Annotated in this window: 22 protein-coding genes and 1 tRNA gene; 12 read left to right on the top strand and 11 right to left on the bottom strand. The window is 72.2% G+C overall.

The window, feature by feature from the left end:
- Positions 1–44 precede the first annotated feature (44 nt).
- The 4 genes from ABZ862_RS28830 to ABZ862_RS28815 all read right to left on the bottom strand — a co-directional run bounded on the left by ABZ862_RS28830 (position 45) and on the right by ABZ862_RS28815 (position 2,381).
- Positions 45–371, bottom strand: a complete 327-nt coding sequence (locus ABZ862_RS28830) for a DUF202 domain-containing protein (protein ID WP_360964040.1) — start codon at positions 369–371, stop codon at positions 45–47.
- Positions 368–760, bottom strand: coding sequence for a DUF202 domain-containing protein (locus tag ABZ862_RS28825; protein ID WP_360964037.1), 393 nt, complete (start codon positions 758–760; stop codon positions 368–370). The genes ABZ862_RS28830 and ABZ862_RS28825 overlap by 4 nt, the downstream gene beginning before the upstream one ends.
- A gap of 134 nt (positions 761–894) precedes the next feature.
- Complete coding sequence (locus ABZ862_RS28820; protein ID WP_360964035.1) at positions 895–1,410, bottom strand: NUDIX domain-containing protein; 516 nt, start codon at positions 1,408–1,410, stop codon at positions 895–897.
- A 74-nt stretch (positions 1,411–1,484) separates the two neighbouring features.
- On the bottom strand, positions 1,485–2,381 hold the full coding sequence (locus ABZ862_RS28815; protein ID WP_360964032.1) for a DMT family transporter: 897 nt from the start codon (positions 2,379–2,381) through the stop codon (positions 1,485–1,487).
- Positions 2,382–2,878: 497 nt separating this feature from the next.
- Between ABZ862_RS28815 and ABZ862_RS28810 the strand changes: the two genes are divergently transcribed.
- The 3 genes from ABZ862_RS28810 (at position 2,879) to ABZ862_RS28800 (ending at position 5,586) form a co-directional block, all read left to right on the top strand.
- Entirely contained in the window at positions 2,879–4,036 is a 1,158-nt protein-coding gene (locus ABZ862_RS28810; protein WP_360964029.1) for a hypothetical protein, read from the top strand.
- Positions 4,037–4,277: 241 nt separating this feature from the next.
- Complete coding sequence (locus ABZ862_RS28805; protein ID WP_360964256.1) at positions 4,278–4,952, top strand: molybdopterin-dependent oxidoreductase; 675 nt, start codon at positions 4,278–4,280, stop codon at positions 4,950–4,952.
- Positions 4,936–5,586, top strand: coding sequence for a cytochrome b/b6 domain-containing protein (locus ABZ862_RS28800; RefSeq protein WP_360964026.1), 651 nt, complete (start codon positions 4,936–4,938; stop codon positions 5,584–5,586). The genes ABZ862_RS28805 and ABZ862_RS28800 overlap by 17 nt, the downstream gene beginning before the upstream one ends.
- A gap of 105 nt (positions 5,587–5,691) precedes the next feature.
- Here ABZ862_RS28800 and ABZ862_RS28795 read toward each other — a convergent pair whose 3' ends face one another.
- Both ABZ862_RS28795 and ABZ862_RS28790 read right to left on the bottom strand, forming a co-directional pair.
- Positions 5,692–7,089 carry a gluconate:H+ symporter gene (locus ABZ862_RS28795; RefSeq protein ID WP_360964024.1) on the bottom strand — a complete coding sequence of 466 codons (1,398 nt, stop codon included), beginning with the start codon at positions 7,087–7,089 and terminating at the stop codon, positions 5,692–5,694.
- A 76-nt stretch (positions 7,090–7,165) separates the two neighbouring features.
- A complete protein-coding gene (locus tag ABZ862_RS28790; protein WP_360964021.1) occupies positions 7,166–7,708 on the bottom strand; it encodes a gluconokinase in 543 nt (180 codons plus the stop codon).
- 178 nt (positions 7,709–7,886) lie between these two features.
- On the opposite strand from ABZ862_RS28790, the gene ABZ862_RS28785 reads away from it, so the two are divergent.
- Entirely contained in the window at positions 7,887–8,588 is a 702-nt protein-coding gene (locus ABZ862_RS28785; protein ID WP_360964018.1) for an FCD domain-containing protein, read from the top strand.
- Positions 8,589–8,615: 27 nt separating this feature from the next.
- On the opposite strand, the gene ABZ862_RS28780 is transcribed toward ABZ862_RS28785, so the two are convergent.
- The 3 genes from ABZ862_RS28780 to ABZ862_RS28770 form a co-directional block, all read right to left on the bottom strand.
- Positions 8,616–9,002, bottom strand: a complete 387-nt coding sequence (locus ABZ862_RS28780) for a YchJ family protein (protein WP_360964015.1) — start codon at positions 9,000–9,002, stop codon at positions 8,616–8,618.
- 144 nt (positions 9,003–9,146) lie between these two features.
- Positions 9,147–10,496 (bottom strand): M1 family metallopeptidase, encoded by a 1,350-nt coding sequence (locus ABZ862_RS28775; protein ID WP_360964012.1) that lies wholly within the window; start codon positions 10,494–10,496, stop codon positions 9,147–9,149.
- Between the two features lie 74 nt (positions 10,497–10,570).
- Positions 10,571–14,449, bottom strand: a complete 3,879-nt coding sequence (locus ABZ862_RS28770; protein ID WP_360964009.1) for a Pls/PosA family non-ribosomal peptide synthetase — start codon at positions 14,447–14,449, stop codon at positions 10,571–10,573.
- 331 nt (positions 14,450–14,780) lie between these two features.
- Between ABZ862_RS28770 and ABZ862_RS28765 the strand changes: the two genes are divergently transcribed.
- Both ABZ862_RS28765 and ABZ862_RS28760 read left to right on the top strand, forming a co-directional pair.
- Positions 14,781–14,960, top strand: coding sequence for a hypothetical protein (locus ABZ862_RS28765; RefSeq protein ID WP_360964006.1), 180 nt, complete (start codon positions 14,781–14,783; stop codon positions 14,958–14,960).
- 146 nt (positions 14,961–15,106) lie between these two features.
- A complete protein-coding gene (locus tag ABZ862_RS28760; protein WP_360964003.1) occupies positions 15,107–16,000 on the top strand; it encodes a hypothetical protein in 894 nt (297 codons plus the stop codon).
- A gap of 313 nt (positions 16,001–16,313) precedes the next feature.
- Here ABZ862_RS28760 and ABZ862_RS28755 read toward each other — a convergent pair whose 3' ends face one another.
- Complete coding sequence (locus ABZ862_RS28755) at positions 16,314–16,778, bottom strand: ATP-binding protein (protein WP_360964000.1); 465 nt, start codon at positions 16,776–16,778, stop codon at positions 16,314–16,316.
- A gap of 249 nt (positions 16,779–17,027) precedes the next feature.
- Between ABZ862_RS28755 and ABZ862_RS28750 the strand changes: the two genes are divergently transcribed.
- The 5 genes from ABZ862_RS28750 (at position 17,028) to ABZ862_RS28730 (ending at position 20,631) form a co-directional block, all read left to right on the top strand.
- Positions 17,028–17,840 carry a helix-turn-helix transcriptional regulator gene (locus ABZ862_RS28750; protein WP_360963997.1) on the top strand — a complete coding sequence of 271 codons (813 nt, stop codon included), beginning with the start codon at positions 17,028–17,030 and terminating at the stop codon, positions 17,838–17,840.
- Positions 17,837–18,052 carry a DUF397 domain-containing protein gene (locus ABZ862_RS28745; protein ID WP_360963994.1) on the top strand — a complete coding sequence of 72 codons (216 nt, stop codon included), beginning with the start codon at positions 17,837–17,839 and terminating at the stop codon, positions 18,050–18,052. The genes ABZ862_RS28750 and ABZ862_RS28745 overlap by 4 nt, the downstream gene beginning before the upstream one ends.
- Before the next feature lie 212 nt (positions 18,053–18,264).
- Positions 18,265–18,414 carry a hypothetical protein gene (locus tag ABZ862_RS28740; RefSeq protein ID WP_360964287.1) on the top strand — a complete coding sequence of 50 codons (150 nt, stop codon included), beginning with the start codon at positions 18,265–18,267 and terminating at the stop codon, positions 18,412–18,414.
- A gap of 97 nt (positions 18,415–18,511) precedes the next feature.
- Complete coding sequence (locus ABZ862_RS28735) at positions 18,512–19,888, top strand: AAA family ATPase (protein WP_360963991.1); 1,377 nt, start codon at positions 18,512–18,514, stop codon at positions 19,886–19,888.
- Between the two features lie 44 nt (positions 19,889–19,932).
- Complete coding sequence (locus ABZ862_RS28730; protein WP_360963988.1) at positions 19,933–20,631, top strand: HNH endonuclease; 699 nt, start codon at positions 19,933–19,935, stop codon at positions 20,629–20,631.
- A gap of 142 nt (positions 20,632–20,773) precedes the next feature.
- On the opposite strand, the gene ABZ862_RS28725 is transcribed toward ABZ862_RS28730, so the two are convergent.
- Positions 20,774–20,861 (bottom strand) — tRNA-Leu (locus ABZ862_RS28725).
- 209 nt (positions 20,862–21,070) lie between these two features.
- On the opposite strand from ABZ862_RS28725, the gene ABZ862_RS28720 reads away from it, so the two are divergent.
- A complete protein-coding gene (locus ABZ862_RS28720) occupies positions 21,071–22,396 on the top strand; it encodes a M20/M25/M40 family metallo-hydrolase (protein ID WP_360963986.1) in 1,326 nt (441 codons plus the stop codon).
- Positions 22,397–22,682 lie beyond the last annotated feature (286 nt).

Below are 22,682 nucleotides of genomic sequence, written 5' to 3'. Positions count from 1 at the left end.
CACCGTACCGCCCGTTTCCTCCGGCCTGGTCCGCCGGACAGGCTCTAGAGCACCAGCACCGCCGCGCCGACCGCCATCGCCGCCGTGCACAGCACCGCCGCCGCGGCGTGCCGGGGCGCCAGCGCGGCCGGCGGGCGGCGGTCCGCGGCCGACAGGGTGTGGATACGCCGCTGGGCGAGCCGCAGGAAGACCAGCCACAGCGCACAGCACACGGCGCACACCACGAACCCGGTGACCGTCCCGGTGCGCAGCGCCGTCCGCACGGCGAGCACCGCCGCCACGGTCCCCGACAGCGTCGTACGGCGCCACGCGAGGCGCGTCCGCTCCGGCTGGAGCCCGGGATCACGCCCGCCGGCCGCCCCGCCGCTCATCCGACCCGCCCGAGGAGCACCACGGCGACCATCGCGACCGCGACCACCGCGACCACCACGCTCAGCAGCGCCGGGAACCGCGACGCGGGAAGATCCTCGCCCCGCCGCATCGCGCGCTCGCAGCGCACCCAGTGGTCGACGGCGCGCAGCGAGCACAGCACCCCGGCCGCGAGCAGCGCGAGGGCGAGCCCCACCCGCCAGGGGCGCGGCAGGTGCGGCAGGAACTGGTCGACCGCGAAACCGCCGCCGATCAGGGCCAGCGCGGTCCGCAGCCAGGCCAGGAAGGTGCGTTCGTTGGCGAGCGAGAAACGGTAGTCCGGGGTCGTGCCCTCCTGCCGTACCTCCTCGGGCGCGAACCACAGCCGGGCGTTCTTCACGAACTCGATCACGCCCAGGACCCTACCGGGACGCCCACCGGCCTCACCCGGCCGCGTTCACCCGCGTTCCCTCCGGGGCCCGTCCGTGGAACGGAGTGCCGATCCGGGGCGGGCGGGCCGCCGGGGGCCGGGCTCACCCGCCGCCGTCAGCGCGCCGCGCGGTACGCGTGCAGCCGCTCGTACGCCGCCAGCCCGTCCGGCGTCCACTCCCACTCCGGCAGCCGCCGCGCCAGCTCGTCCGGCGTCAGGAAGGCGTGCCAGGCGATCTCCTCCTCCTGCGGACTGACCGGCAGCTCGCAGCGCACCTCGTACACCGCGGACCACCAGCTGCGCCCCGCACCGCCGTCGTAGAGGAACTTGAACAGGAACCCGGGCCGGGGCAGCCCGCTCACCCCGAGCTCCTCCTCCGCCTCGCGCAGGGCGGCGTCGTCGTAGGACTCGCCCGCGCCCACGACCCCGCCGACGAACATGTCGTAGTACGACGGGAAGACCAGCTTCGTCGGGGTGCGGCGGTGGACGAAGATCCGCCCCTCGGCATCCCGCGCCAGGACGAAGGCGCACCGGTGCCGCAGACCGCGCGCGTACGCCTCGCCGCGCGGGGACTGCCCGGTGACCCGGTCGTTCTCGTCGACGATGTCGAGGATCTCGTCAGCAGCACTCATGAGCCCCATCCAAGCAGGCCGGACCTCATGAACGCCGGAACGCCGTGGCGGGGCGGACGTTGCCTGCCGTGGCACTAGTGGGGCTGAAGGTCGCGTTCCGCCCGTGAGGGGGCCGTGCCGCGCGGCATCGCCGGGTGGAGGCCGAGCAGGACGATGCCCGCGACGATCGCCGCCAGGCCCGCCGCCTCCCAGGCCAGGGCGCCGGTGTCGGTGTGCAGCCGGTCGCCGAGGAAACCGACCCCGCAGGCGATCCCGGCCAGCGGCTGGGCCGCGGTCAGCGCGGGCAGCGACATCCGCAGCGGCGCCGTCTCGAACGCGCTCTGCACCAGGACCAGTCCGGTGACGCCGAGCACGAGCACGCCGTAGGGCTGCCAGCCGGTGAACAGTTCGGCGAAGCCGCCCGCCGAGAACCGCTGCCCGCTGACCCGGGTCAGCGCGTCCTGAACGCCGTACAGCAGCCCGGCCGCCACCGCGAGCAGCACCGGGTCCGCGACACTCAGCCGCCACCGTTTCGCCAGCGCCGTGAGCAGCAGCGCGATGCCGATCATGACGCCGATGATCAGCCAGTGCCGCAGCGGACTGCTGACCGCGATCCCGCCGCTCGGCTGCCCGGCCACGATGAACGCGGACACCCCGCCCGCGAGCAGGACGAGGCCCGCCCACCCCTGGTGGCCCAGGGGCTGCCTGCTCTGTCGGCGCGACAGCGTGAGGGCGAACAGCAGATTGGTGGCGAGCAGCGGCTCCACCAGCGAGATCTGTCCCCGGCCCAGGGCGACGGCGCCGAGCACCATGCCGGCCACCATCAGTCCGATGCCCCCGAGCCAGCGCGGTACGTGCATCAGGTCGAGCAGCAGCCGGGGGGAGAGGAAGTCGCTGAGCGGTGCCCGCCGGGCCGCGTCCTGCTGGAGCACGAATCCGAAGCCCAGACAGCAGGCCGCACTCACCGCGAGAACCAGAACCAGAACCGACACGCTGCGTACCTCGATCATCCGTCGGGCCACGGGTCGTAGTGGCCGACTCTAGCGTCCGGGGGCACCGGACACCCGGGGAAGCACCCGGAACCGGGCGGTCGGCCCGGGCCCGCCCCTCCTGGGGGCCGGGGCCGCGGCACGTCCCGGCCTCCGTCGTGTGCCGCCGGGGCCCGCACCGCCATGCCCCGGGACGGGGCCGCGACCTGCGGGCCGCCCCGGGTGCGGCGCGGGCGGCGGGCCGTGCCTCCGCCCATGGAGTGGCAAATTCCGGGGCGGTCACGAGAGTTGACGCGTTTAACTCCTGACCGGACCTTGACGCGAAGTGTTGGCTGAGGTTTTGCTGTGGGTGATCAGTTGACCACGACCCGACGACCAGGGCCTGTCCGGCGGGTCACGTCGAGGGAAACCGACGGGGCCGGTCGACGGCGGTGAGCGACCGCGTACCCGGCACGAACCGCCGGACAGGCACCGGGCTGCGTCGCGTGAGGAAGTCCGCGGTGCCCTCAACCCCGCCCCCGTTAGCTCCTTCAGCGGGACCGCCGGGCCACGGCCGCGCAGCGGCGGCCGAGCCTCTGGCCACAGCCACCGACGACGCGCCACTCGACGACGCGCCACCCGGCACGCCCTCCGCGGACGCGCCCCCCGGGGACGCATCACGCGCGGACGCGCCGCCGCCTTCCGACGCGCCGCCCGACGGTCCGGCACCCGCCGACGCGGCGCCCCCCGGCTCGCCCTTCGACGCCGCCCTCGGTGACGACGAGCTCGTCGCCGCCCGTGCCGCGCTGACCCAGGGGCGCTGGCAGGTCGCCCGGAACCTGCTCGCCCGCACCCGCGACGACTGGGACTCCCGGGGCCACCGGATCACCGTCCTCGCACAGGAACCCCGTGCCGCCGACCGGGCCCGCGAGTGGCTGCTCGCCGAACCCGGCGCGCCCGACGCGTCCGTCCTGCTCGCCCTCGCCCTGGTACGGCGCGCCCTGCGCGGGGACGAGCCGCCCGACGCCGCGCGCGCCGCCTGCGCCGACGGGGCCGCGCTGCTGCCCGCCGACCCCACACCCTGGCTGGGCCTGCTCATGCTGGAACGTGCCCTGGGTGCCGAGAAGGACGTGCTCCGCGCCTTCACCGAGGTGCGCGAGCGCTACGCCGACCACCACCACGCCCACCACCTCATGATCGCCCGTCTCGCGGAGCACGCCGCCGGGGACGGCCCCGCGCCGCTCCACGAGGTGTACGACTTCGCCGAGGGCGCCGCCCTCGCGGCCCCCGCCGACTCCCCGCTGGCCCTGCTCCCGGTCGTCGCGCTCGCCGAGCGCTACCGGGTGCTGGCCGCCGCCGGTTTTGAGCCCGCCGACCCGGCCGCCTCCGTGCACTGGACCGGGTCACGGGCCCGGCAGATCATGAAAGCCGCGTTCGACTGGTGGCTGGAGTGGGACGACGACGACCATCCGCGCCGTCACGTCGACCTCAACTTCCTCGCCCACGCCACCTACTGCGAGGGCCAGAACGCCGAGGCGGCCACCCTCTTCCGGCGCATCGGACCGCACGCCACCCCCGACCCGTGGTGCTACCCCGACCGTGACCCGTACCCCGCGTTCCGCGCCGCGCGCGCCGCCGTCCTGCGACCGCCGCGGTCGACACCCCGCACCGCCCCGTGACTCTGAGAACACCGTGAGAACTGCTTACGGAACCCTGACGGCTTCCCGGGATGCCTGGCCCGTCCGTGACGGCGGGTGCTCGAATGGAAAGGTGAACTCCGAACGATCCGAGGACCGGCGCCTCCCGCCCGCCGAGCCGCCCGCAGGACCGCCCGAGCCGCCCGAGCCGCCCGCCGGACCCGGCCCCGGGGGCCCCGCCGGACCGCCCCCCGAGCCCGGCCGCCCCGTCGGCCGCCGTGTCCTGCTCGGCACCCTGGGACTCGGCGCCGCCGGCGTGCTCGCCGCGCCCGCCCTGCAACGCGCCCTGGAGAGCTTCCTCGGCGCCGTGTCCGGCAAGGACCCCACGGGCCTCACCGGACTGCTCCCGAACGGCGGCGGCTTCCGCTACTACTCCGTCACCGCCTCCGTCCCGCACAAGAGCGCCACGGACTACCGCCTGACCGTCGGCGGTCTGGTCGACAGGCCCGGCACCTACACCCTGGCCGACCTGCGCGCCCTGCCGCAGACCAGGCTGGTCAAGGACGTCCAGTGCGTCACCGGCTGGCGGGTCCCCGGCACACCCTTCGAAGGGGTGCGCCTGTCCCGGCTGCTGGACGCGGCGGGGGTGCGCCCCTCCGCGAAGGCGGTCCGCTTCACCTGCTTCGACGGCGCCTACACCGAGAGCCTCACCCTCGACCAGGCCCGCCGCTCCGACATCCTGGTCGCGCTGCGCATGCAGGACAAGGACATCGGCCACGACCACGGCGGCCCCGTCCGCCTCTACGTCGCCCCCATGTACTTCTACAAGTCCGCCAAGTGGCTCTCCGGCATCACCGTCACCGACGAGGTGAGGCCCGGCTACTGGGAGGAACGCGGCTACGACGTCGACGCCTGGGTCGGCCGTTCGAACGGACGTGGCGATGCCCCTACGAGCTGACTCCCCGATGCCCTCCACCCCGCGGCCCCCGGCGCCCCCGGACACCCGCCTGCGCCGCTTCGGACGTACCCAGAAGTGGGTGCACCGGACCACGGCCGCGCTGATGGGCGTGTGCGTGGCGACGGCGGCGGCCCTCTACATCCCCGAGTTCGCCGTGCTCGTCGGCCGCCGCGAGCTGGTGACCCGGATCCACGAGTGCGCCGGTCTCGCCCTGCCGGTGCCCGTGCTGGCGGGCCTGGCCTCCCGGGCGTTCCGCGCCGACCTGGGCCTCCTCAACCGCTTCGGTCCGCACGACCGGATGTGGCTGCGCGCGGTGCTGGAGCGCGACAAGCGGCACTCGTCGCGTCCGGCGGGCAAGTTCAACGCCGGGCAGAAGATCTACGCCGCCTGGATCTCCGGGGCGACCCTCGTGATGCTCGGCACCGGGCTGATGATGTGGTTCACCCACCTCACCACCCTGATGTGGCGCACCTCGGCGACCTTCGTGCACGACTGGCTCGCGCTCACCGTCGGCGTCGTGCTCGCCGGCCACATCGGCAAGGCCCTGGCCGACCCGGAGGCCCGGCGCGGACTGCGCACGGGGCGGGTGAGCCGGGAGTGGGCCAAGCGGGAACATCCGCTGTGGCGGCCGTAGAGCCTGGCGGCCGTAGGACCACGGACACCGCCCCGGCACGCGGACGGCGCGCGCCCCGTACGAGGCGCGCGCCGTCCGCATGCGGCAGATTCTCCCGAAGACCGCCTAGATCACCAGGGACAGCAGCAGCACAAGGCCCCCGGCGACCACGGAGATCACGCACTCCATCAGCGACCAGGTCTTCAGGTTCTCGCCGACGCTGAGTCCGAAGTACTCCTTCACCAGCCAGAACCCGGCGTCGTTGACATGGCTGAGGAAGAGCGAGCCGGCGCCGATGGCGAGGACCAGCAGAGCCGTGTGCGTGGTGGACATGTCCGCGGCGAGCGGGGCCACCAGGCCCGCCGCGGAGACGGTCGCCACGGTCGCCGAGCCGGTGGCCAGCCGGATCGCCACCGCGATCAGCCAGGCCAGCAGCAGAGCCGGTATCGACCAGTCCTTGGATATGTCGAGGATCATCCGGCCGACGCCGGACTCGATCAGGGTCTCCTTGAAGCCGCCGCCCGCGCCGACGATCAGCATGATGCCCGCGATGGGCGCGAGACCCTTCTCGACGGTCCGGGCGAGCTGTTCCTTGCCGAGCCCGGCGGGGCGGCCGAGGGTGAACATGCCGACGAGCACGGCCGCGAGCAGCGCGATCAGCGGCGAGCCGATGACGTCGAAGATCCGCTGGGTGGTGTTCGCGGGGTCGTCGATCACCAGGTCGACCAGCGCCTTCGCCAGCATCAGGACGACCGGCAGCAGCACGGTGCCCAGCGTGGCGCCGAAGCCCGGACGGTTCTCGAGTTCGTCGGAGGCGCGCGGCGGCAGCATCCGGTCGGGCACCGGCGCGTCCACCCAGCGCGCGGCGAGCTTCGAGAACAGCGGCCCGGCGATGATCACGGTCGGGATCGCGACGAGCACGCCGAGGGCGAGGGTGACGCCCAGATCGGCCTTGACCGCGTCCACGGCGACCAGCGGGCCGGGGTGCGGCGGCACCAGGCCGTGCATCACGGACAGACCGGCGAGGGCCGGGATGCCGATGCGCATCAGGGAGTAGTTGCCGCGCTTGGCGACCATCAGGACCACCGGGACCAGCAGCACGATGCCGACCTCGAAGAACAGCGGCAGCCCGATCAGCGACGCGATCAGGACCATGGCCCACGGCATGGCCCGGCCGCCCGCCTTCGCGATGACCGTGTCGACGATCTCGTCGGCGCCGCCGGAGTCCGCGAGCAGCTTGCCGAGGATCGTGCCGAGGGCGATCAGCACGCCGACGCCGGCGATCGTGGTGCCGAGGCCGGTGGTGAACGCGGTGATCACCTTGTCCAGCGGTGCCCCCGCGAGGGCGCCGAGCGCCAGCGACCCGATGGTCAGCGCGAGAAAGGGGTGGAGCTTGAACCGGGTGATGAGCAGCACGATGACGGCGATGCCCGCCAGCACGGCGATGCCCAGCTGGGCATGACCGGCCGAGGTGATGGGCTCGACCGGATCCGCTGCCAGCAACTCGACGCTGAGTCTGGTCACGGGGGTTCCCTTGCAGTCATGAGGAGCGGGAGGAGGGGAGGTGGGACGAAAGGGGTGATACGGGTGACGCGGGGGGTTACGGGGCCGGGACGGAGCCCGGTCCGGGAGGCGGTCCGGGAAGCTCACCGAGCGCCCGCGCGGCGCGTGCGGCGATCTCCTCGGGACTGCCGGAGACGTCGACGCGGACCCCCGCCTCGTCCGCCTGGAGCGACTGGAGCGTGGCGAACTGGGAGTCGAGCAGCGCCGTCGGCATGAAGTGGCCCCGCCGGTGGGCCATCCGGTCCTCGACGAGCTGCCGGTCGCCGGTGAGATGTACGAAGACGAGCCCGGGAGCCGCCGCGCGCAGCCGGTCGCGGTACGACCGCTTCAGCGCCGAGCAGCTCACCACCCCGCCGAGTCCCGCCCGCCCGTGCGCCCAGCCGCCGATCGCGTCCAGCCAGGGCCGGCGGTCGTCGTCGGTGAGGGGGACGCCGGCCGTCATCCTGTCGATGTTGGCCTGCGGGTGGAAGTCGTCGCCCTCGGCGTACGGAACGCCGAGCCGGGCCGCGAGCAGGGGACCGATGGTGGTCTTCCCGGTGCCCGCGACGCCCATGACCACGACGACATGGGGGGTGTTCATGGCTGCCTCGCTGTCCTCGCCGACGCGTGCCGCCCTTCGGCGGGGCGTTCCTCGGCGTTCACGACACTGAAACCGATTAGGTACGACGAATCAAGAGTCTGTGACAAATAAGTCTGACTTTTTCTGCCGATGATCGGCCCGTGCCCGCGACCGGTGATCCACCCCGTACGCTGAGTGCATGACCACACCGGGCCGGGGTCTGCACGGCCGAGTACTCGACACCCTCGGCCCGGCGATCACGGCGGGTGACTATCCGCCGGGCAGCGTGCTGCGCACCGACGAACTCGCCCAGCACTTCGAGGTGTCCCGCTCGGTGATGCGCGAGGCCGTCCGCGTCCTGGAATCGATGCACCTGGTCGAGTCGCGCCGCCGCGTGGGCGTGACCGTCCGCCCCACCGCCGAGTGGAACGTCTACGACCCGCAGGTCATCCGCTGGCGGCTGGCGGGCCGGGACCGCCCCCGGCAACTGCGCTCGCTGACCGTGCTGCGCTCGGCGATCGAACCGGCGGCCGCGGCCCTCGCGGCCCGCAACGCGACCGCCGAACAGTGCGCCGAGCTCACCGAGTGCGCGCTGGGCATGGTGGCCAACTCACGCGGCCACCGGCTGGAGGGCTATCTGTTCCACGACGTGGCCTTCCACCGGGTCATCCTCAACGCCTCGGGCAACGAGATGTTCGCCCGCCTCGGGGACGTCGTCGCCGAGGTCCTGGCGGGCCGCACCCATCACGAGGTCATGTTCGAGGACCCCGACCCGGCCGCCGTCACCCTCCACGTCCAGCTCGCCGAGGCCGTGCGCGCCCGCGACGCGGCCCGCGCCGAGGAACTCACCCGCGAGATCACCGCGGGCGCGCTCCAGGAACTGGACATCCTGGCGCCCTGACCGCCGGGGAAGGCACCGGGAAGCCGCTCAGGACTCCGGGAACTCCCCGTCCACGTACACCCAGGCCCCGTCCACCCGCTCGAACCGGCTCCGCTCCCGCAGCACACCGCCCCGGTAGGACGCCCGGAAGTCCACGGTCCCGGTGGTGTGGAAGGCCGACCCGCCGCTGCTCCCCAGCACCTCGAGCCCCGTCCACCGCATCCCCGGGTCCGGCTCCAGCCGCTCCGGCCGGGTCCGCGGATGCCAGGTCCGCAGCAGATACCCGGTGTCCCCCTTGACGAACGCGCAGTACCGCGACCGCATCAGCGCCTCGGCCGTCGGAGCGGCGGCCTGCCCGGAGTGGAACCGCCCGCAGCACGACTCGTAGGGCAGGGCGAGCCCACAGGGACAGGAGGAGGCGGCGCGTCGGGTCATGAGGCCATTCTGCCGTGACCGCCGTGACCGCCGTGACCGCCGTGACCGCCGTGACCGCCGTGACCGCCGTGACCGCCGTGACCGCCGGACCGCCGGACCGCCGGAAGCGCACCCGCGGGCACGCGCCCGCACGGCCGGTGTGTCTCAGGCCGACTCCGCCGTCACGTCCCCCGGCACCGGCAGCGGTGGCAGCCGGGTGCCGTGCACCCACGCCGCGAACAGGTCGTCCAGGGGCTCCCCGGCGTAACGCGAGACATGCGCCGCGAAGGCCGCCGTCGTCACCGTGCCGCCCCGGTGCCAGCGGGCCCAGCCCTGGAGCATCCGGAAGAAGGCGTCGTCACCCAGCGCACAGCGGACCGCGTGCAGCGCCAGACCCCCGCGCACGTACAGACGGTCGTCGAACATCGACTTGCGGCCCGGGTCCGCCAGGCTCAGATCCTGGGGGAGGGACGACAGGGAACGGTGCGCGGCGGCCGCGTGCTGCCGGGCGCTGCGCCCGCCGGAGCGCTCCGACCACAGCCACTCCGCGTACTTCGCGAACCCCTCGTTCAGCCAGATGTGCCGCCAGTCCGCGATCGACACGCTGTTGCCGAACCACTGGTGCGCCAGCTCGTGCGCCACCAGCCGCTCCCAGCCCCGGGCCCCGTCCACATGGTTGGCCCCGAACAGCGACAGCCCCTGCGCCTCGACCGGGACGTCGAGCTCCTCGTCGGTCACCACGACCGCGTACTCGTCGAACGGGTACGGCCCGAACAGCTCCTGGAACAGTTCCATCATCGCCGGCTGGCGTGCGAAGTCCGTCGAGAAACGGGGCAGCAGATGCGCCGGGATGTGACCGTGCTGCGGCACCCCGCCGGGACCGGGATCACCGAGCAGGACGGTCTGGTACCTGCCGATCGCCAGACCCACCAGATAACTCGACGTCGGCGCCGCCTGCTCGTACACCCACGTCGTCGTGGACGCCTTCGCCGTCCGCGTCAGCAGCCGCCCGCCCGCCACCACCGCGTACGCCGACGGCGTCGTCACCGAGATCTGGTACGACGCCTTGTCCGCCGGCCGGTCGTTGCACGGGTACCAGGACGGTGCCCCCACCGGCTGGCTCGCCACCAGCGCCCCGTCCTCCAGCTCCTCCCAGCCGACCCCGCCCCACGGACTGCTCACCGGCACCGGATTGCCCGACCAGTGCACCTCCACCGTGAACGCCGCCCCCGCCCGCACCGGCTTCGGCGGCCTGACCCGCAGCCTGCCCCCGCGGTGCGTGTAGTGCGGCTGGCGGCCGTCCACCCGCACCCGCCCGATCCGGAAGTCGGCGAGGTTCAGCTGGAACTCGGTCAGCGCGGAACGTCCCGCTATGGCGTTGATCCGGGCCGTGCCCGACAGCCGGTTCGGCCCGGGGCGGTAGTCCACCGCGAGCTCGTAGCGGTGCACCCGGTAGCGGGCGTCACCGTTGGCCGGGAAGTACGGGTCCGGCCCCGCCGGCTGCTGAACGGTCACTGCTGTGTCTGCTCCCTGCCCCGTGCTCGTGTCGCCTGCCGCTCCACCGCCCTCCGGTACCGAGTGTCCCGCGCTCAGCGACGCCATGCCTCGATCGGGTTGCCCAGCCAGCGGGTGTCGTCGGGGACGGATTCCGCCGCCATGACGAGCGACGCGGGACCCAGGGTCGTACGGGCCCCGACGGTGCTGCCGGGCAGGACGATCCCACCAGGGCCCAGCGTGGCGCCCTCGCGGAGGACCACATTATCCGTCCGCAAGATCCGGTCGTGGAAGAGATGAGTCTGCAGGACGCAACCCCGGTTCACGGTGACGCCGTCCTCCAGCGTCACCAGATCCGGCTCGGGCAGCCAGTAGCTCTCCACCCACGCCCCCCGGCCGACCCGCGCACCCAGCGCCCGCAGCCACACCGCCATCACCGGCGTCCCCGGCACCGAACCCGCCAGCCACGGCACCGCCAGCACCTCCACGAACGTGTCCGCCAGCTCGTCCCGCCACACGAAACCGCTCCACAGCGGATGCTCACCCCTGCGGTGCCGGCCCACCAGCAGCCACTTCGCCGCCACCGACACCGCGCACGCCGCCAGCCCGGCCGCCAGCAGCACGACACCCGACAGCAGCGGCGCCCACACCCCGAGCGCCGCCAGCGCGCACAGCGCCGCCACCGTCAGACCCGCCAGCGCCGCCGAACACAGCACCGGCACGATCCGGCAGGCCTCCACCAGACCCCGCGCCCACAGCAGCCGCGCCGGAGGCTCGTACGTCCGGCTCTGATCACCCCCGGCCGCACTGCGCGGCAGCTTCACCGGCGGCAGCCCCAGATACGACGTGCCCTTCTTCGCCTTCTTCGGCGTCGCCGACAGCACCCCCACCAGACCGCCGTCCGGCACCGACCGGCCCGGCGCCGTCATCCCCGAGTTCCCCAGGAACGCCCGCCGCCCGATCTCCGCACGTCCGATCCGCACCCAGCCGCCGCCCAGCTCGTACGGCGCCGTCAGCGTGTCGTCGGCCAGGAACGCGCCGTCCCCGACCGTCGTCAGGCTCGGCAGCGCCAGCACCGTCGACACCTCCGCGCGCCGCCCGACCCGCATCCCCAGCAGCCGCAGCCACACCGGCGTGGCCAGGCCCGCGTACAGCGGGAACAACGTCTCCCGGGCCCGGTCCATCAGCTGCGTCACCGTCCACGCCTGCCAGCCGACCCGGCTGTGCGTCGCGTGCGTGCCCACCCGCAGCCCCACACTCAGCAGCCGCACCCCGGCCACCGTCAGCAGCGCGTACACCGCCCCGAACACCAGCGTCGCCGGCACCAGCGCGTACACCGCACCCCGCAACGCCTCGCCGAGCCCGCTCCCGGGCCGCACGAACAGCGCCGTCACCGCCAGCGCGGCCACGGCCGCGAGCACCGTGAGACCACCCAGCGCCACACTCGTCAGCCCGTACATCACCCGCCAGTACGTGCCCCGGCGCGGCCGCTCCTTGGGCCAGTTCCGCTTCGCCCGGCCCAGCTTCACCGCGGGCGCGCCCGCCCAGCGCTGCCCCGTCGGGACCTGCCCCGTCACCGCGGAACCCGGCGCCACCTCGGCCCGCTTGCCCACCCGGGCCCCCGGGAACAGCATGCTGCGCGTCCCGACCACCGCGTGGGCGCCCACCTTCACCGCACCGATCTCCAGCCGGTCGCCGTCCAGCCACCAGCCCGAGAGATCCACCTCCGACTCCACCGCCGCGCCCCGGCCCAGTTTGAGCATCCCCGTCACCGGCGGCAGCGAATGCAGATCCACCTCAGGACCCACCTTCGCGCCCAGCGCCCGCGCGTACCGCTCCAGCCACGCACCGGTCAGCGCCGTGGCCCCGCTGAACTCGGCCAGCCGCTCCGCCGCCCACAGCCGCAGATGCACCGGCCCGCCACGCGGATACCGCCCCGGCCGCACCCCGCGCAGCAGCAGCCGCGCCCCGCCCGCCGCCAGAGCCAGCCGCCCCGGCGGACTGAAGAACACCACCCCGCCCACCGCGAGCAGCCACCACGGCGCGGACGGCAGCCAGCCGTAGCCGGGCAGCAGATTCCCCGCCGCCGCCAGCACCACCGTCCACCGCAGCCCCAGCAGCGTGAACAGCGGCAGCAGAAGCAGCGACTGCACCGCCTGCGCACGCCGCGGCACCGGCGCGACCGTCCGGGTCCCGCCGTCGCCCTGAGCCGACTCCTCCAGCCGCCGCGCCAGCTTGCGCAGCACCGGAGCCTGGTAGACGTCCAGCACCGCCGCACCCGGATACCGGGCCCGCAGCCGCGACGTCAGCTGCGCCGCCGCCAGACTCCCGCCGCCGATCGCGAAGAAGTCGTCGGACGCCGAACCCACCGGAACGCCCAGTACCTCGCCCCACTGCTCGGCCAGCCACGCCTCGGTCCCGTACAGCTGCTCGACCGGACCGGCCGTCTCCAGGCCCTCCAGCGGCCACGGCAGCGCCGCCCGGTCCACCTTCCCCGACGTACGCGTCGGCAGCTCCGCCACCGGCGCCAGCAGCGGCACCAGCGCCGCCGGCAGCGCGGCCCGCAGCCGCTCCACGGCCGCCGCCCGGTCCCAGCCGTCCTGCGTGACCACGTACCCGACGAGCAGCTGGTTGCCGCCGCGCGCCGTACGCACCGCGGCCGCCGCGCCCGCCACCCCCTCCAGCGCCTGGAGCGCCGCGTCCACCTCGCCCAGCTCGATCCGCCGGCCGCCCAGCTTGATCTGCTCGTCGGCCCGCCCGAGGAACACCAGCCCCTCCGGATCGGCCTTCACCAGGTCACCGCTGCGGTACGCCCGCTCCCAGCCCAGCGACTCCAGGGGCGCGTACTTCTCCGCGTCCTTCGCCGCGTCCAGATACCGGGCGAGCCCCACGCCGCCGATCACCAGCTGGCCGCTGCCGCCCATCGGCACCGGCTCCCCGGCCTCGTCCACCACGGCCAGCTCCCAGCCGTTCAGCGGCAGCCCGATCCGCACCGGCTCCGCACCGGTCAGCAGCGCCGCACAGGCCACGACGGTCGCCTCCGTCGGCCCGTACGTGTTCCACACCTCGCGTCCCTCGGTCACCAGACGCCGCGCCAGCTCCGGCGGGCACGCCTCACCGCCGAAGATCAGCAGCCGCACCTCGTCGAGGGCCTCCGGCTCCCACAGCGCCGCCAGCGTCGGCACCGTGGACACCACGGTGATCTCCTGCTCGACCAGCCACGGCCCCAGATCGGCCCCGCTGCGCACCCGGCTGCGCGGCACCGGCACCAGACAGGCGCCGTAGCGCCAGGCCAGCCACATCTCCTCGCAGGAGGCGTCGAAGGCCACCGACAGGCCCGCCATCACCCGGTCGCCGGGCCCGATCGGATCGTCGGTGAGGAACAGCGCGGCCTCCGCGTCCACGAACGCGGCGGCGCTGCGATGACTGACGGCGACACCCTTGGGCTTCCCGGTGGACCCGGAGGTGAAGATGATCCACGCGTCGTGCCCGGCACCGGGCCGCCCGGCTGGCGCCCCGGACCCCTCGCCGTACGCGGTGACGGTGTGCCCGGCCCCCACGACGGCCCGCACCTCCGCCTCCCCGAACACCAGCTCCGCCCGCTCGTCCGGGTCCTCGGCGTCGACCGGCACATAGGCCGCGCCCGCGGCCAGTACGGCCAGGACCGCCACGTACAGATCGGTGGTCCCGGACGGGACCCGCACCCCCACCCGGTCGCCGAGCCCCACCCCCGCACCGGCGAGCGCGCGCCGCAGCCGCTCCACCTCGGCGGCCAGCGCACGGTAGGTGAGCCGCGTCGTGCCGTCGTCGAGCGCGAGCTCCTCGGGGTGGGACCGCACGGTCGCGTCGAACACGTCGACGAGCGTGCGGGGGGAGCCGGCGGGCCCCGCGGAGAAGCGCGCGGTGCTGCCGAACTGCGTGCGGATCTCATCGTCGAGCAGGCCGAGAGCGCTGCTCTCGCTGATGGCTGCCATCGGGTCCTCACGTCTCGTTCCCGGTGAGCCCGGGGTGCCGGTGGGTCCTCAGGTCTGCCTGGGGTTGCCGCATCCGGCTGTGACAAGCCGGATATTTTAGTACGAAGCTATGCGCGTCCCCAAGGCCCGGCCACCTGGGGCACCCGTCCGAGCACCCAAAGTGACCTTACGCCGACCCGCTGACCTGCGACTTGGGCGATCCGACGAGAGATGTCCCACATCGGCGGGAGGTGGCGCGGTGCAGACGGACAAAGGGGCCGCAGCCCCAGGCCGGGAACCCTCGCCGATCCCCTCGCCCGACCGGCCGCCGGACCGACGCGGTCGAAGGCTCATGCTGGTTCCACTGCTCATCGGCGGATACCTGAGCTCGACCCTGCTCATGGCCGCGACCGGCAGGGCGGCCGGGGCCCGCCGCCCGGACCCGGACCTGGCCGCCGACGGCGCCCGGACACCCTCCGGGCCTGCTGTGACGGCACGGCGCCAAGAAGCCGCGTTACTCGATCAGCCCTGAGGAAGAGGGCGGCCTCGCCACCGTCCCGCCCGCGTAGGCCCATGCGCCCGCCGGAACGTCAGGCTGAAGTTCAGCTCAGCCCAGCCCCGCCCTCGCCGGCGGCGTTTCGCCCGGCCGACGACCGGCGAGCCGTCTAGTCTCGGCCTGTGGGACAGCCCGACCAGCGCGCCGAAGGCGCGGGACCGTTCACCACCCGGCTCACCTGGCACCCGCCCGGCGGCGGCACTGCCACCTGGGAATCCCGGCCCGCCCGGCGCCGCGGACTCATCGCCGTCCACCCGCCCGGCGCGGCCGCCCCCCATCACGCCAGCGCCGACGACACCGCCCTCGCTCGGCTGCGCAGGCTCAACGCGATCGCCGCCACTGCCTTCGTCATCGGCGGGGCGCTCTTCGCGGCCGGCGCCGCCGTCGCCCAGTTCGGCTCCGGCGACGCCACCACCTGCGCCTCGATCTACTTCGCCGGTGGCCTGTTCTTCAACACCGGCGGATACGTCTCCCTGCTCCAGGTCGTCAACGCCCCGCGCCACGTGCCCGGGGGTGAAGGCGCCCTGGTCACCCGACGGTGGCGGTGGTGGAGCTACGAACCGACGCGGGTCGACTGGCTGAGCGCCTTCGTGTTGTTCGCCGGCACCCTGGTGTTCGCCGTCGACCTGCTCGACTCCTTCCTGCAAGGCCTGACCGTCCAGCAGATCAACCGGCTGATCTGGGCTCCCGACGTGATCGGCTGCGTCCTCTTCCTGCTCTCCGGTCACCTCGCGATCGTCGAGATCTGCCACGGTCGGCCTCGCCTGCTGCCGCACGACCTCGGTTGGTGGATCACCGCCGTGAACCAGCTCGGCTCCGCCCTCTTCATGGTCTCCGCCCTTGCCGCCTACACCCGCCCCGCCACCGGCAGCCTGATCAACGCCGACATCGCCAACTGGGGCACCCTCACCGGCGCCCTCTGCTTCTCCTGCGGTGGAATCCTCCAGCACTACGAACGTCCTGATCCGGACAGCGGCCAGGGGGCAGCCAACCCGACGGCCGACCGCACTCGGTGAGCCTGCTGCTGCGGGTCCGCGGCACAGGCACCACCCGGTATGCGCGCCCGACCCTGCCGCGGTGCCCGGCCGGGTCGGCACACCGAAAACGCTTCTGACCGGGCCGCCGGAGGCGCTCAAGGAGATACTCGCCGGAGTCCGACTGGAATATCGGGAGTTGATCGAGCGTCTGGTTGCCCCTGGTGTGTCAGAGCTGACCTGACCGGGGGACGGGCGGATCGCCGACCTCTGCCGGGACATGCTCCAGGAACAGAACGGCTTCCGGGTGCTCGAGCGCAAGGCCGTGCCCCCGGAGAGCCCGGTCACGACACCGTCACCACGCCGCAGCGTCGGTGAGCTCTGCCCATACGGTTTTGCCGGGCCCCGCAGAGCGAGGGCAGGTGCCCCAACGGGTCGCCAACCGGTCCACGAGCAACAGCCCCCGGCCGGACTCCGCGTCGCCGGGCACCTCAGGAACGGACTGGGGCGGCACCCGCTCGGTGAGGGTGTCCGTCACCTCGATCCGGAGGATGCCGGAGGTTGCCGTCAGCCGGAGACGGAAATCCCGGCCGGGGACCTGGCCGTGCTGCACGGCGTTGGCGGCGAGTTCGGCTGCGATGAGGGTCAGGCTCTCGTTGACGGGGGACTCGTACCCGTACCCCCACTCGTCGAGCCGATGCGAGACGAGACGGCGTGCGAGACGCGCACCCCGCGGTGTGGAGGTGAACCGCAGGGCGAACTCGTGCTGGACGGGTGGCGGTTGAGAGGCCCGCACGACGGTGGTGTCCGAGGATTCCATGAAGGTGAGCCTGAAGGAGTTCACATGGCGCTGACCAGCGGAAACGCCTGTACTGGGGTCGTCTGTACAGTCCGTCGACGCCGACGTACAGGCGGGGGGTGAGTACTCGTACGGGGGAACTCGCGAACATTCAGACCTGGCGGTGCGGTGGCCGCACGTAGCGTGCCTCAACGGGCTGTGCGCGCGACCTCACCGCGTACGGCCGCGTACCAGGGCCGTGTTCGGACGGGTTTGCCGGAGGTGGTGGGCGTGGCGGAGCAGGACGACGGTGTGAGCTTCCTGCGGTGTTTCGGGCAGCAGCTGAAGCTCTTCCGGGAGAGGGCCGGACTGACCCGGGCCGAGCTGGGCTCCCGGCTCGGTTACGGGGAGGACCAGATCACGTCGGTCGAGCTGGGCCGACGCATTCCCAAGCCCGAGATGATCGACAGGGCGGACGACGTGGTCGACGCGGGTGGCGTCCTGCGGGCGATGAAGCACGAGGTGGCGCGGGCGCGTTATCCGGCCTTCTTCAGGGATGCGGCGCGGTTGGAGGCCGAGGCGGTCGAGCTCCAGGCATACGACACTCATGTGGTGAACGGCCTGCTGCAGACCGAGGAATACACGCGAGCGCTGCTGACCATGCGCCGCCCGCTCCTGAACGAGGAGACGATCGAGCAGCGGGTTGCGGCTCGTCTGGCTCGTCAGGACATCTTCAACAATTGGCCTGCACCCCTCTTCAGCTTCGTCATGGAGGAGTCCGTACTGCTGCGGCGGCTCGGCGGAACCTTGGTGCTGCGGGTGCAGTTGGAGCAGATCCTCCGTATCGGTCGGAAACGGAACGTCGAGGTGCAGGTGATGCCACTCGACCGGGAGGACAACGCTGGTGTGGACGGTGGGTTCACGCTGTTCACCCGCAAGGGAGGCGAGCCGATCGGCTACACAGAGGCGCAGGGACGTAGCACACTGATGGCCGATCGCGAGGAAGTCCGCGCGCTCGCCGCCCGTTATGGGATTATCCGTGCGCAAGCCCTCACCCCGTGTGAGTCATTGGCCTACATCGAAAAGTCGCTGGGGGAGCTATGAATACCCGAGGGATCGCCGCCGCCCACGATCTGCGATGGCTCAGGAGTAGTTACAGCGGAGCGGAGGGTGGCCAGTGCGTTGAAGTGGCGGCGTCGCGAGCGGCTGTCCACGTCCGGGATTCGAAAACGGTCATCGGCCCCGCGCTCACCATGGACCGCACCGCGTGGGCGGCTTTCCTCGGCTTCGCTGCGCACCACGACAGCGAGTCCTGACTGGGCTCTCACTCCCTTGCGCAGCACCGCACCCGGCGGCTCCTGCCTGACTGCCGCAGGCGCCCGGCTTCCGCAGATGGACACCGGGCGCCAGCGGCTGTGCGGCGTGACGACTCGGCGGCCGGACAGTCTCGCTCGCGTACGGCGGGCCGACCGAGGTGTCCTACCACCGCCACCGGCCACCAGTGCCCCTTCGGGGACCGGTGAGTCCCATGGGGCTCAGGACCGGTGACCGTACCCAGCACGAACGCGACCTGCAGCGGGAGCGCTCGCTGCTGTTCGTCGCGGCCACCAGAGCCCGTGAACAGCTCTCCATCACCTGGGCCGGACCGCGCAGTCCGTTCCTGGAAGGCAACCACTGACCTGCGGTGACCCGGCACGGCACAGCCGCGTTAAAGTCGCCACGGAGCCGGCCGCCGTCCGGCTCCCACCTCGAAACGGGATCCGGGCGGACGAGACATGTACCTGAAGAACCTTCGCCTACGGAACATCAGATCGTTCCACGGTGCACGCAACATCGACCTGGACCTCACCAGGCCCGACGGCTCGTACGCCGGCTGGACGGTCCTGGCGGGCCGCAACGGCTCGGGCAAGACGACCCTGCTGCGCGCCCTCGCCCTGACGATCAGCGGTCCCGCCGTGGCCCGCAGTCTCGTCCCCGGGTTCGACACGTGGGTCTCGCGGGACGAGGCGGTGGCGAAGGCAGAGGTGTGCCTGGTCCACGACCCGGAGCAGGACCAGTTCACCTCGGGGCGGCGTCCGGTCCGGCCCATCTGGGCGGGGCTGCGCTGGACCGCGGCGGAACAGACGTCTCTCTCCGGCAAGCCGGGGGCCAGCAGGGCCGGGCAGCCGGCGCTGAACGCCATCGGCTACCAGAAGGAGCGTCCCGTCGCCCAGCGCGGCCCGTGGGCGGACAACCCGGTGGGCTGGTTCTGCGCCGGGTACGGTCCCTTCCGCAGGCTCGCCGGGGGGTCGAGCGACATCCAGCGGCTGATGTCCGGCGCGGGCGCCGTCGCCCGGCTGACAAGCCTCTTTCACGAGGACGCCTCGCTGGCGGAAGGCGTGAGCTGGCTCATCGAGCAGCACCTGCGCGCCTTCGAGAACCGCGACGGCGCCCGGGACCTCAAGGCGGCGGCCCTGGCCATCCTGGGCGACGAACTGCTGCCGGACGACTACCGGATCGACAACGTCGACTCCGAGGGCCTCTGGGTCGTCAACCGGAACCATCGCTTCCCGCTGCGGGAGATGAGCGACGGCTACCGCACGGTGGCGGCCCTGGTCGTGGACATCCTCAAACAGATCCACGACGCCTACGGTGAACTTGTCCTGGACACGGCGGACGGTCCCCCGAAGGTGCCGAGCGCCGGCATCGTGATCATCGACGAGATCGACGCCCACCTCCATGTGTCCTGGCAGAAACGCATCGGCGGCTGGCTGAAGGCGCACTTCCCGAACATCCAGTTCATCGTCACCACGCACAGCCCCTACATCTGCCAGGCGGCGGACCCCGGCGGCCTGATCCGGCTGCCGGGCCCGGACGAGGAGAGTCCCGTGGAGGTCGTGCCCCAGCACCTCTACGACCGGGTCGTCTTCGGCAGCGGCGACGACGCCGTGCTCTCCGACCTGTTCGGGCTCGACACCCCCTACTCGGACCGGGCCGAAGAGAAACGGGAGGAGCTCGTCGCCCTGGAGCTGGACGTCGTACGAGGCCGGGCCAGCGAGGAAGAGAAAGCCCAGTACCGGCATCTGAAACGTCAGCTCGCCAGCTCCCCGGCCGCCCGCGTCGACGAGATCGCGGCCCGGCTCCACTCCCGTCGCCCACGGCGCGATTCATGATCCGAGTGACGAGGGTGCCCCTCCCGCAGACAACGCTCACTTCCATGGCTGACTACACCGGCGACATCGGCCAGGCCACCGTACCCAAGCAGCGAGCCAAGCAGTTATGGAAGCACACGACCGTCCGGAGGCATGTGCACCCGGTGCTGAGAGGCGCCCTCGCGGAGATGGCGCCGGGGCTGGAACGCTGCATGTACTGCGGGGACAATCAGGGCACGGACATCGACCACTTCGAGCCTGTCCACGTCAATCCCTTACGGACCTTCGACTGGAGCAACCACCTGCTGGCGTGCTCCCTGTGTAACAGCCATCTGAAACGCGACCTTTTCCCGCTCGCCGACGACGGCACACCGCTCCTCATCGACCCGAGCAGCGAGGACCCCACTGCTCATCTGCACCTCTCACTCGCCGTGGGGAAGTACATCAAGCTCACGGACAGGGGCGATGCGACGATCAAGGTCTTCCGCCTCAACCGGGAGATCCTCGCTCGTGGACGGCGCAATGCCTATCGGATCACCCCGCTCCTCCTGGAGGACTGGCGCGCTGCCGTCGAGAAAGGCGACGAAGAGGACGCGGCGGCCTGCGCGGCCACCATCTGGGAGCAGCCGACCGCCGATGTCGTCCATGCCATGTTCCACCAGGCGGTCGCTCCGGGAGCGGAGGTCATCTTCGCCGATGACCATGAGACGCTTGCACTGCTACGTGATCCGCTGATCCGTACTGCGTTGCTGAGTGCGGATTGAGGCAAGGGGCTCCGGAGTCTCTGTCCTGGTCCGACGGCAGCTTGCCCATGGGCCAGGATCCAGAGTCACCAATGTGGCGTGAAGCCGGTCATACGACGCAAAAAATCCCCCGCCATCGCCGTGCGATGACGGGGGACCCGTCTGGTGTCCGAGGGGGGACTTGAACCCCCACGCCCGATAAAGGGCACTAGCACCTCAAGCTAGCGCGTCTGCCATTCCGCCACCCGGACAGGGTGTGCGCCGCGCGAAAGCTCCCCGCGGCGACGAAGGAAACATTACCAGGCTTTCCGGGGTGACCGATCACCCCGGTCACGGCCCCGGCCCCGTCCCGGGCCGCTTGTGAACGGCGTGTGACGTGCCGGGGCCGCTCTTGGGATGTGCCGGGTGGGGGAGGGAGGATGAGGACACCCACCAGCACCGACAGCGCGGAGGAAACGGCGTGAGCGACACGGACACGACCAGGGGCGTCACGGGTGAGGACGAGGTCGTGGACCTCTGCCGCGAGCTGATCCGCATCGACACCAGCAACTACGGCGACCACTCGGGGCCGGGCGAGCGCAAGGCGGCCGAGTACGTGGCCGAGAAGCTCGCCGAGGTGGGGCTCGAGCCCAAGATCTTCGAGTCGCACCCGGGCCGCGCCTCCACCGTGGCCCGTATCGAGGGCGAGGACCCCTCGCGGCCCGCCCTGCTCATCCACGGGCACACCGACGTCGTGCCCGCCAACGCCGCCGACTGGAGCCGTGACCCGTTCTCCGGCGAGGTGGCCGACGGGTGCGTGTGGGGGCGGGGCGCCGTCGACATGAAGGACATGGACGCCATGACCCTCGCGGTCGTGCGCGACCGGCTGCGCAGCGGGCGCAGGCCGCCCCGTGACATCGTCCTCGCCTTCCTCGCCGACGAGGAGTCCGGCGGCACCTACGGCGCCCACCACCTCGTCGACCACCACCCGGACCTGTTCGAGGGCGTCACCGAGGCGATCAGCGAGGTCGGCGGATTCTCCTTCACGGTCAGCGAGCAGCGCCGGCTGTACCTCATCCAGACCGCCGAGAAGGGCATGCGCTGGATGAAGCTGAAGGTGGCGGGCACCGCGGGGCACGGCTCGATGATCCACCGCGACAACGCGATCACCGAGCTGTCCGAGGCCGTGGCCCGCCTCGGCCGGCACCGCTTCCCGGTCCGGGTGACCAAGACCACCCGGGCCTTCCTCGACGAACTCGGCGACGCCCTCGGCCTGGAACTCGACCCCGAGGACATGGACGCGGTCATCGCCCGGCTCGGCGGCATCGCCAAGCTCATCGGCGCGAGCCTCAGCAACACCGCCAACCCCACGCAGCTGAACGCCGGTTACAAGGTCAACGTCATCCCCGGCGAGGCCACCGCGCACGTCGACGGACGCTTCCTGCCCGGCCACGAGGAGGAGTTCCTCGCCGAACTCGACGCCGTCCTCGGCCCGAAGGTGGTCCGCGAGGACGTGCACGCCGAGCGGGCCGTCGAGACGTCCTTCGACGGCGCCCTCGTCGACGCCATGCGCTCCGCGCTGTACGCCGAGGACCCGGTCGCCAAGGCCATCCCCTTCCTGCTCTCGGCCGGCACCGACGCCAAGTCCTTCGACGACCTCGGCATCCGGAGCTTCGGCTTCGTCCCGCTGCGGCTCCCGCCGGAGCTCGACTTCGCCGGGATGTTCCACGGTGTGGACGAGCGGGTCCCGGTGGACGGACTGAAGTTCGGGGTGCGCGTGCTTGACCGGTTCCTCGACGCCGCCTGAGCCGGACGGTGTGTCGAAAGGCGTGTCGAAAGGGGCGCCACCTTTCGGTTTTCCGGCACCTCGGCTTTCCCGGGAATCGTCCACGCGTGCGGAATGCACTGGGACGGGTGAATGCGAAGATAAGCTGGTAACTCCATTACTCCCTCCTCGTTACAGGTGATGCGATCCGTGTTCGGTGATCGCATGGTCAACTAGTGTCCTGAGTCGGAAGTTTGCGGGCGGTTGTAGGGTGGGGTGATGCCGGGTCCGAAGCCGTTGCTGCTCGAGTTGTCCGATCACGAACGCA

The organism is Streptomyces sp. NPDC047000, from assembly GCF_040644295.1.
Classification (GTDB): Bacteria; Actinomycetota; Actinomycetes; order Streptomycetales; family Streptomycetaceae; genus Streptomyces.
The sequence above is the reverse complement of the archived record's forward strand: the minus strand, read 5'-3'. Positions and strand labels throughout refer to the sequence as shown.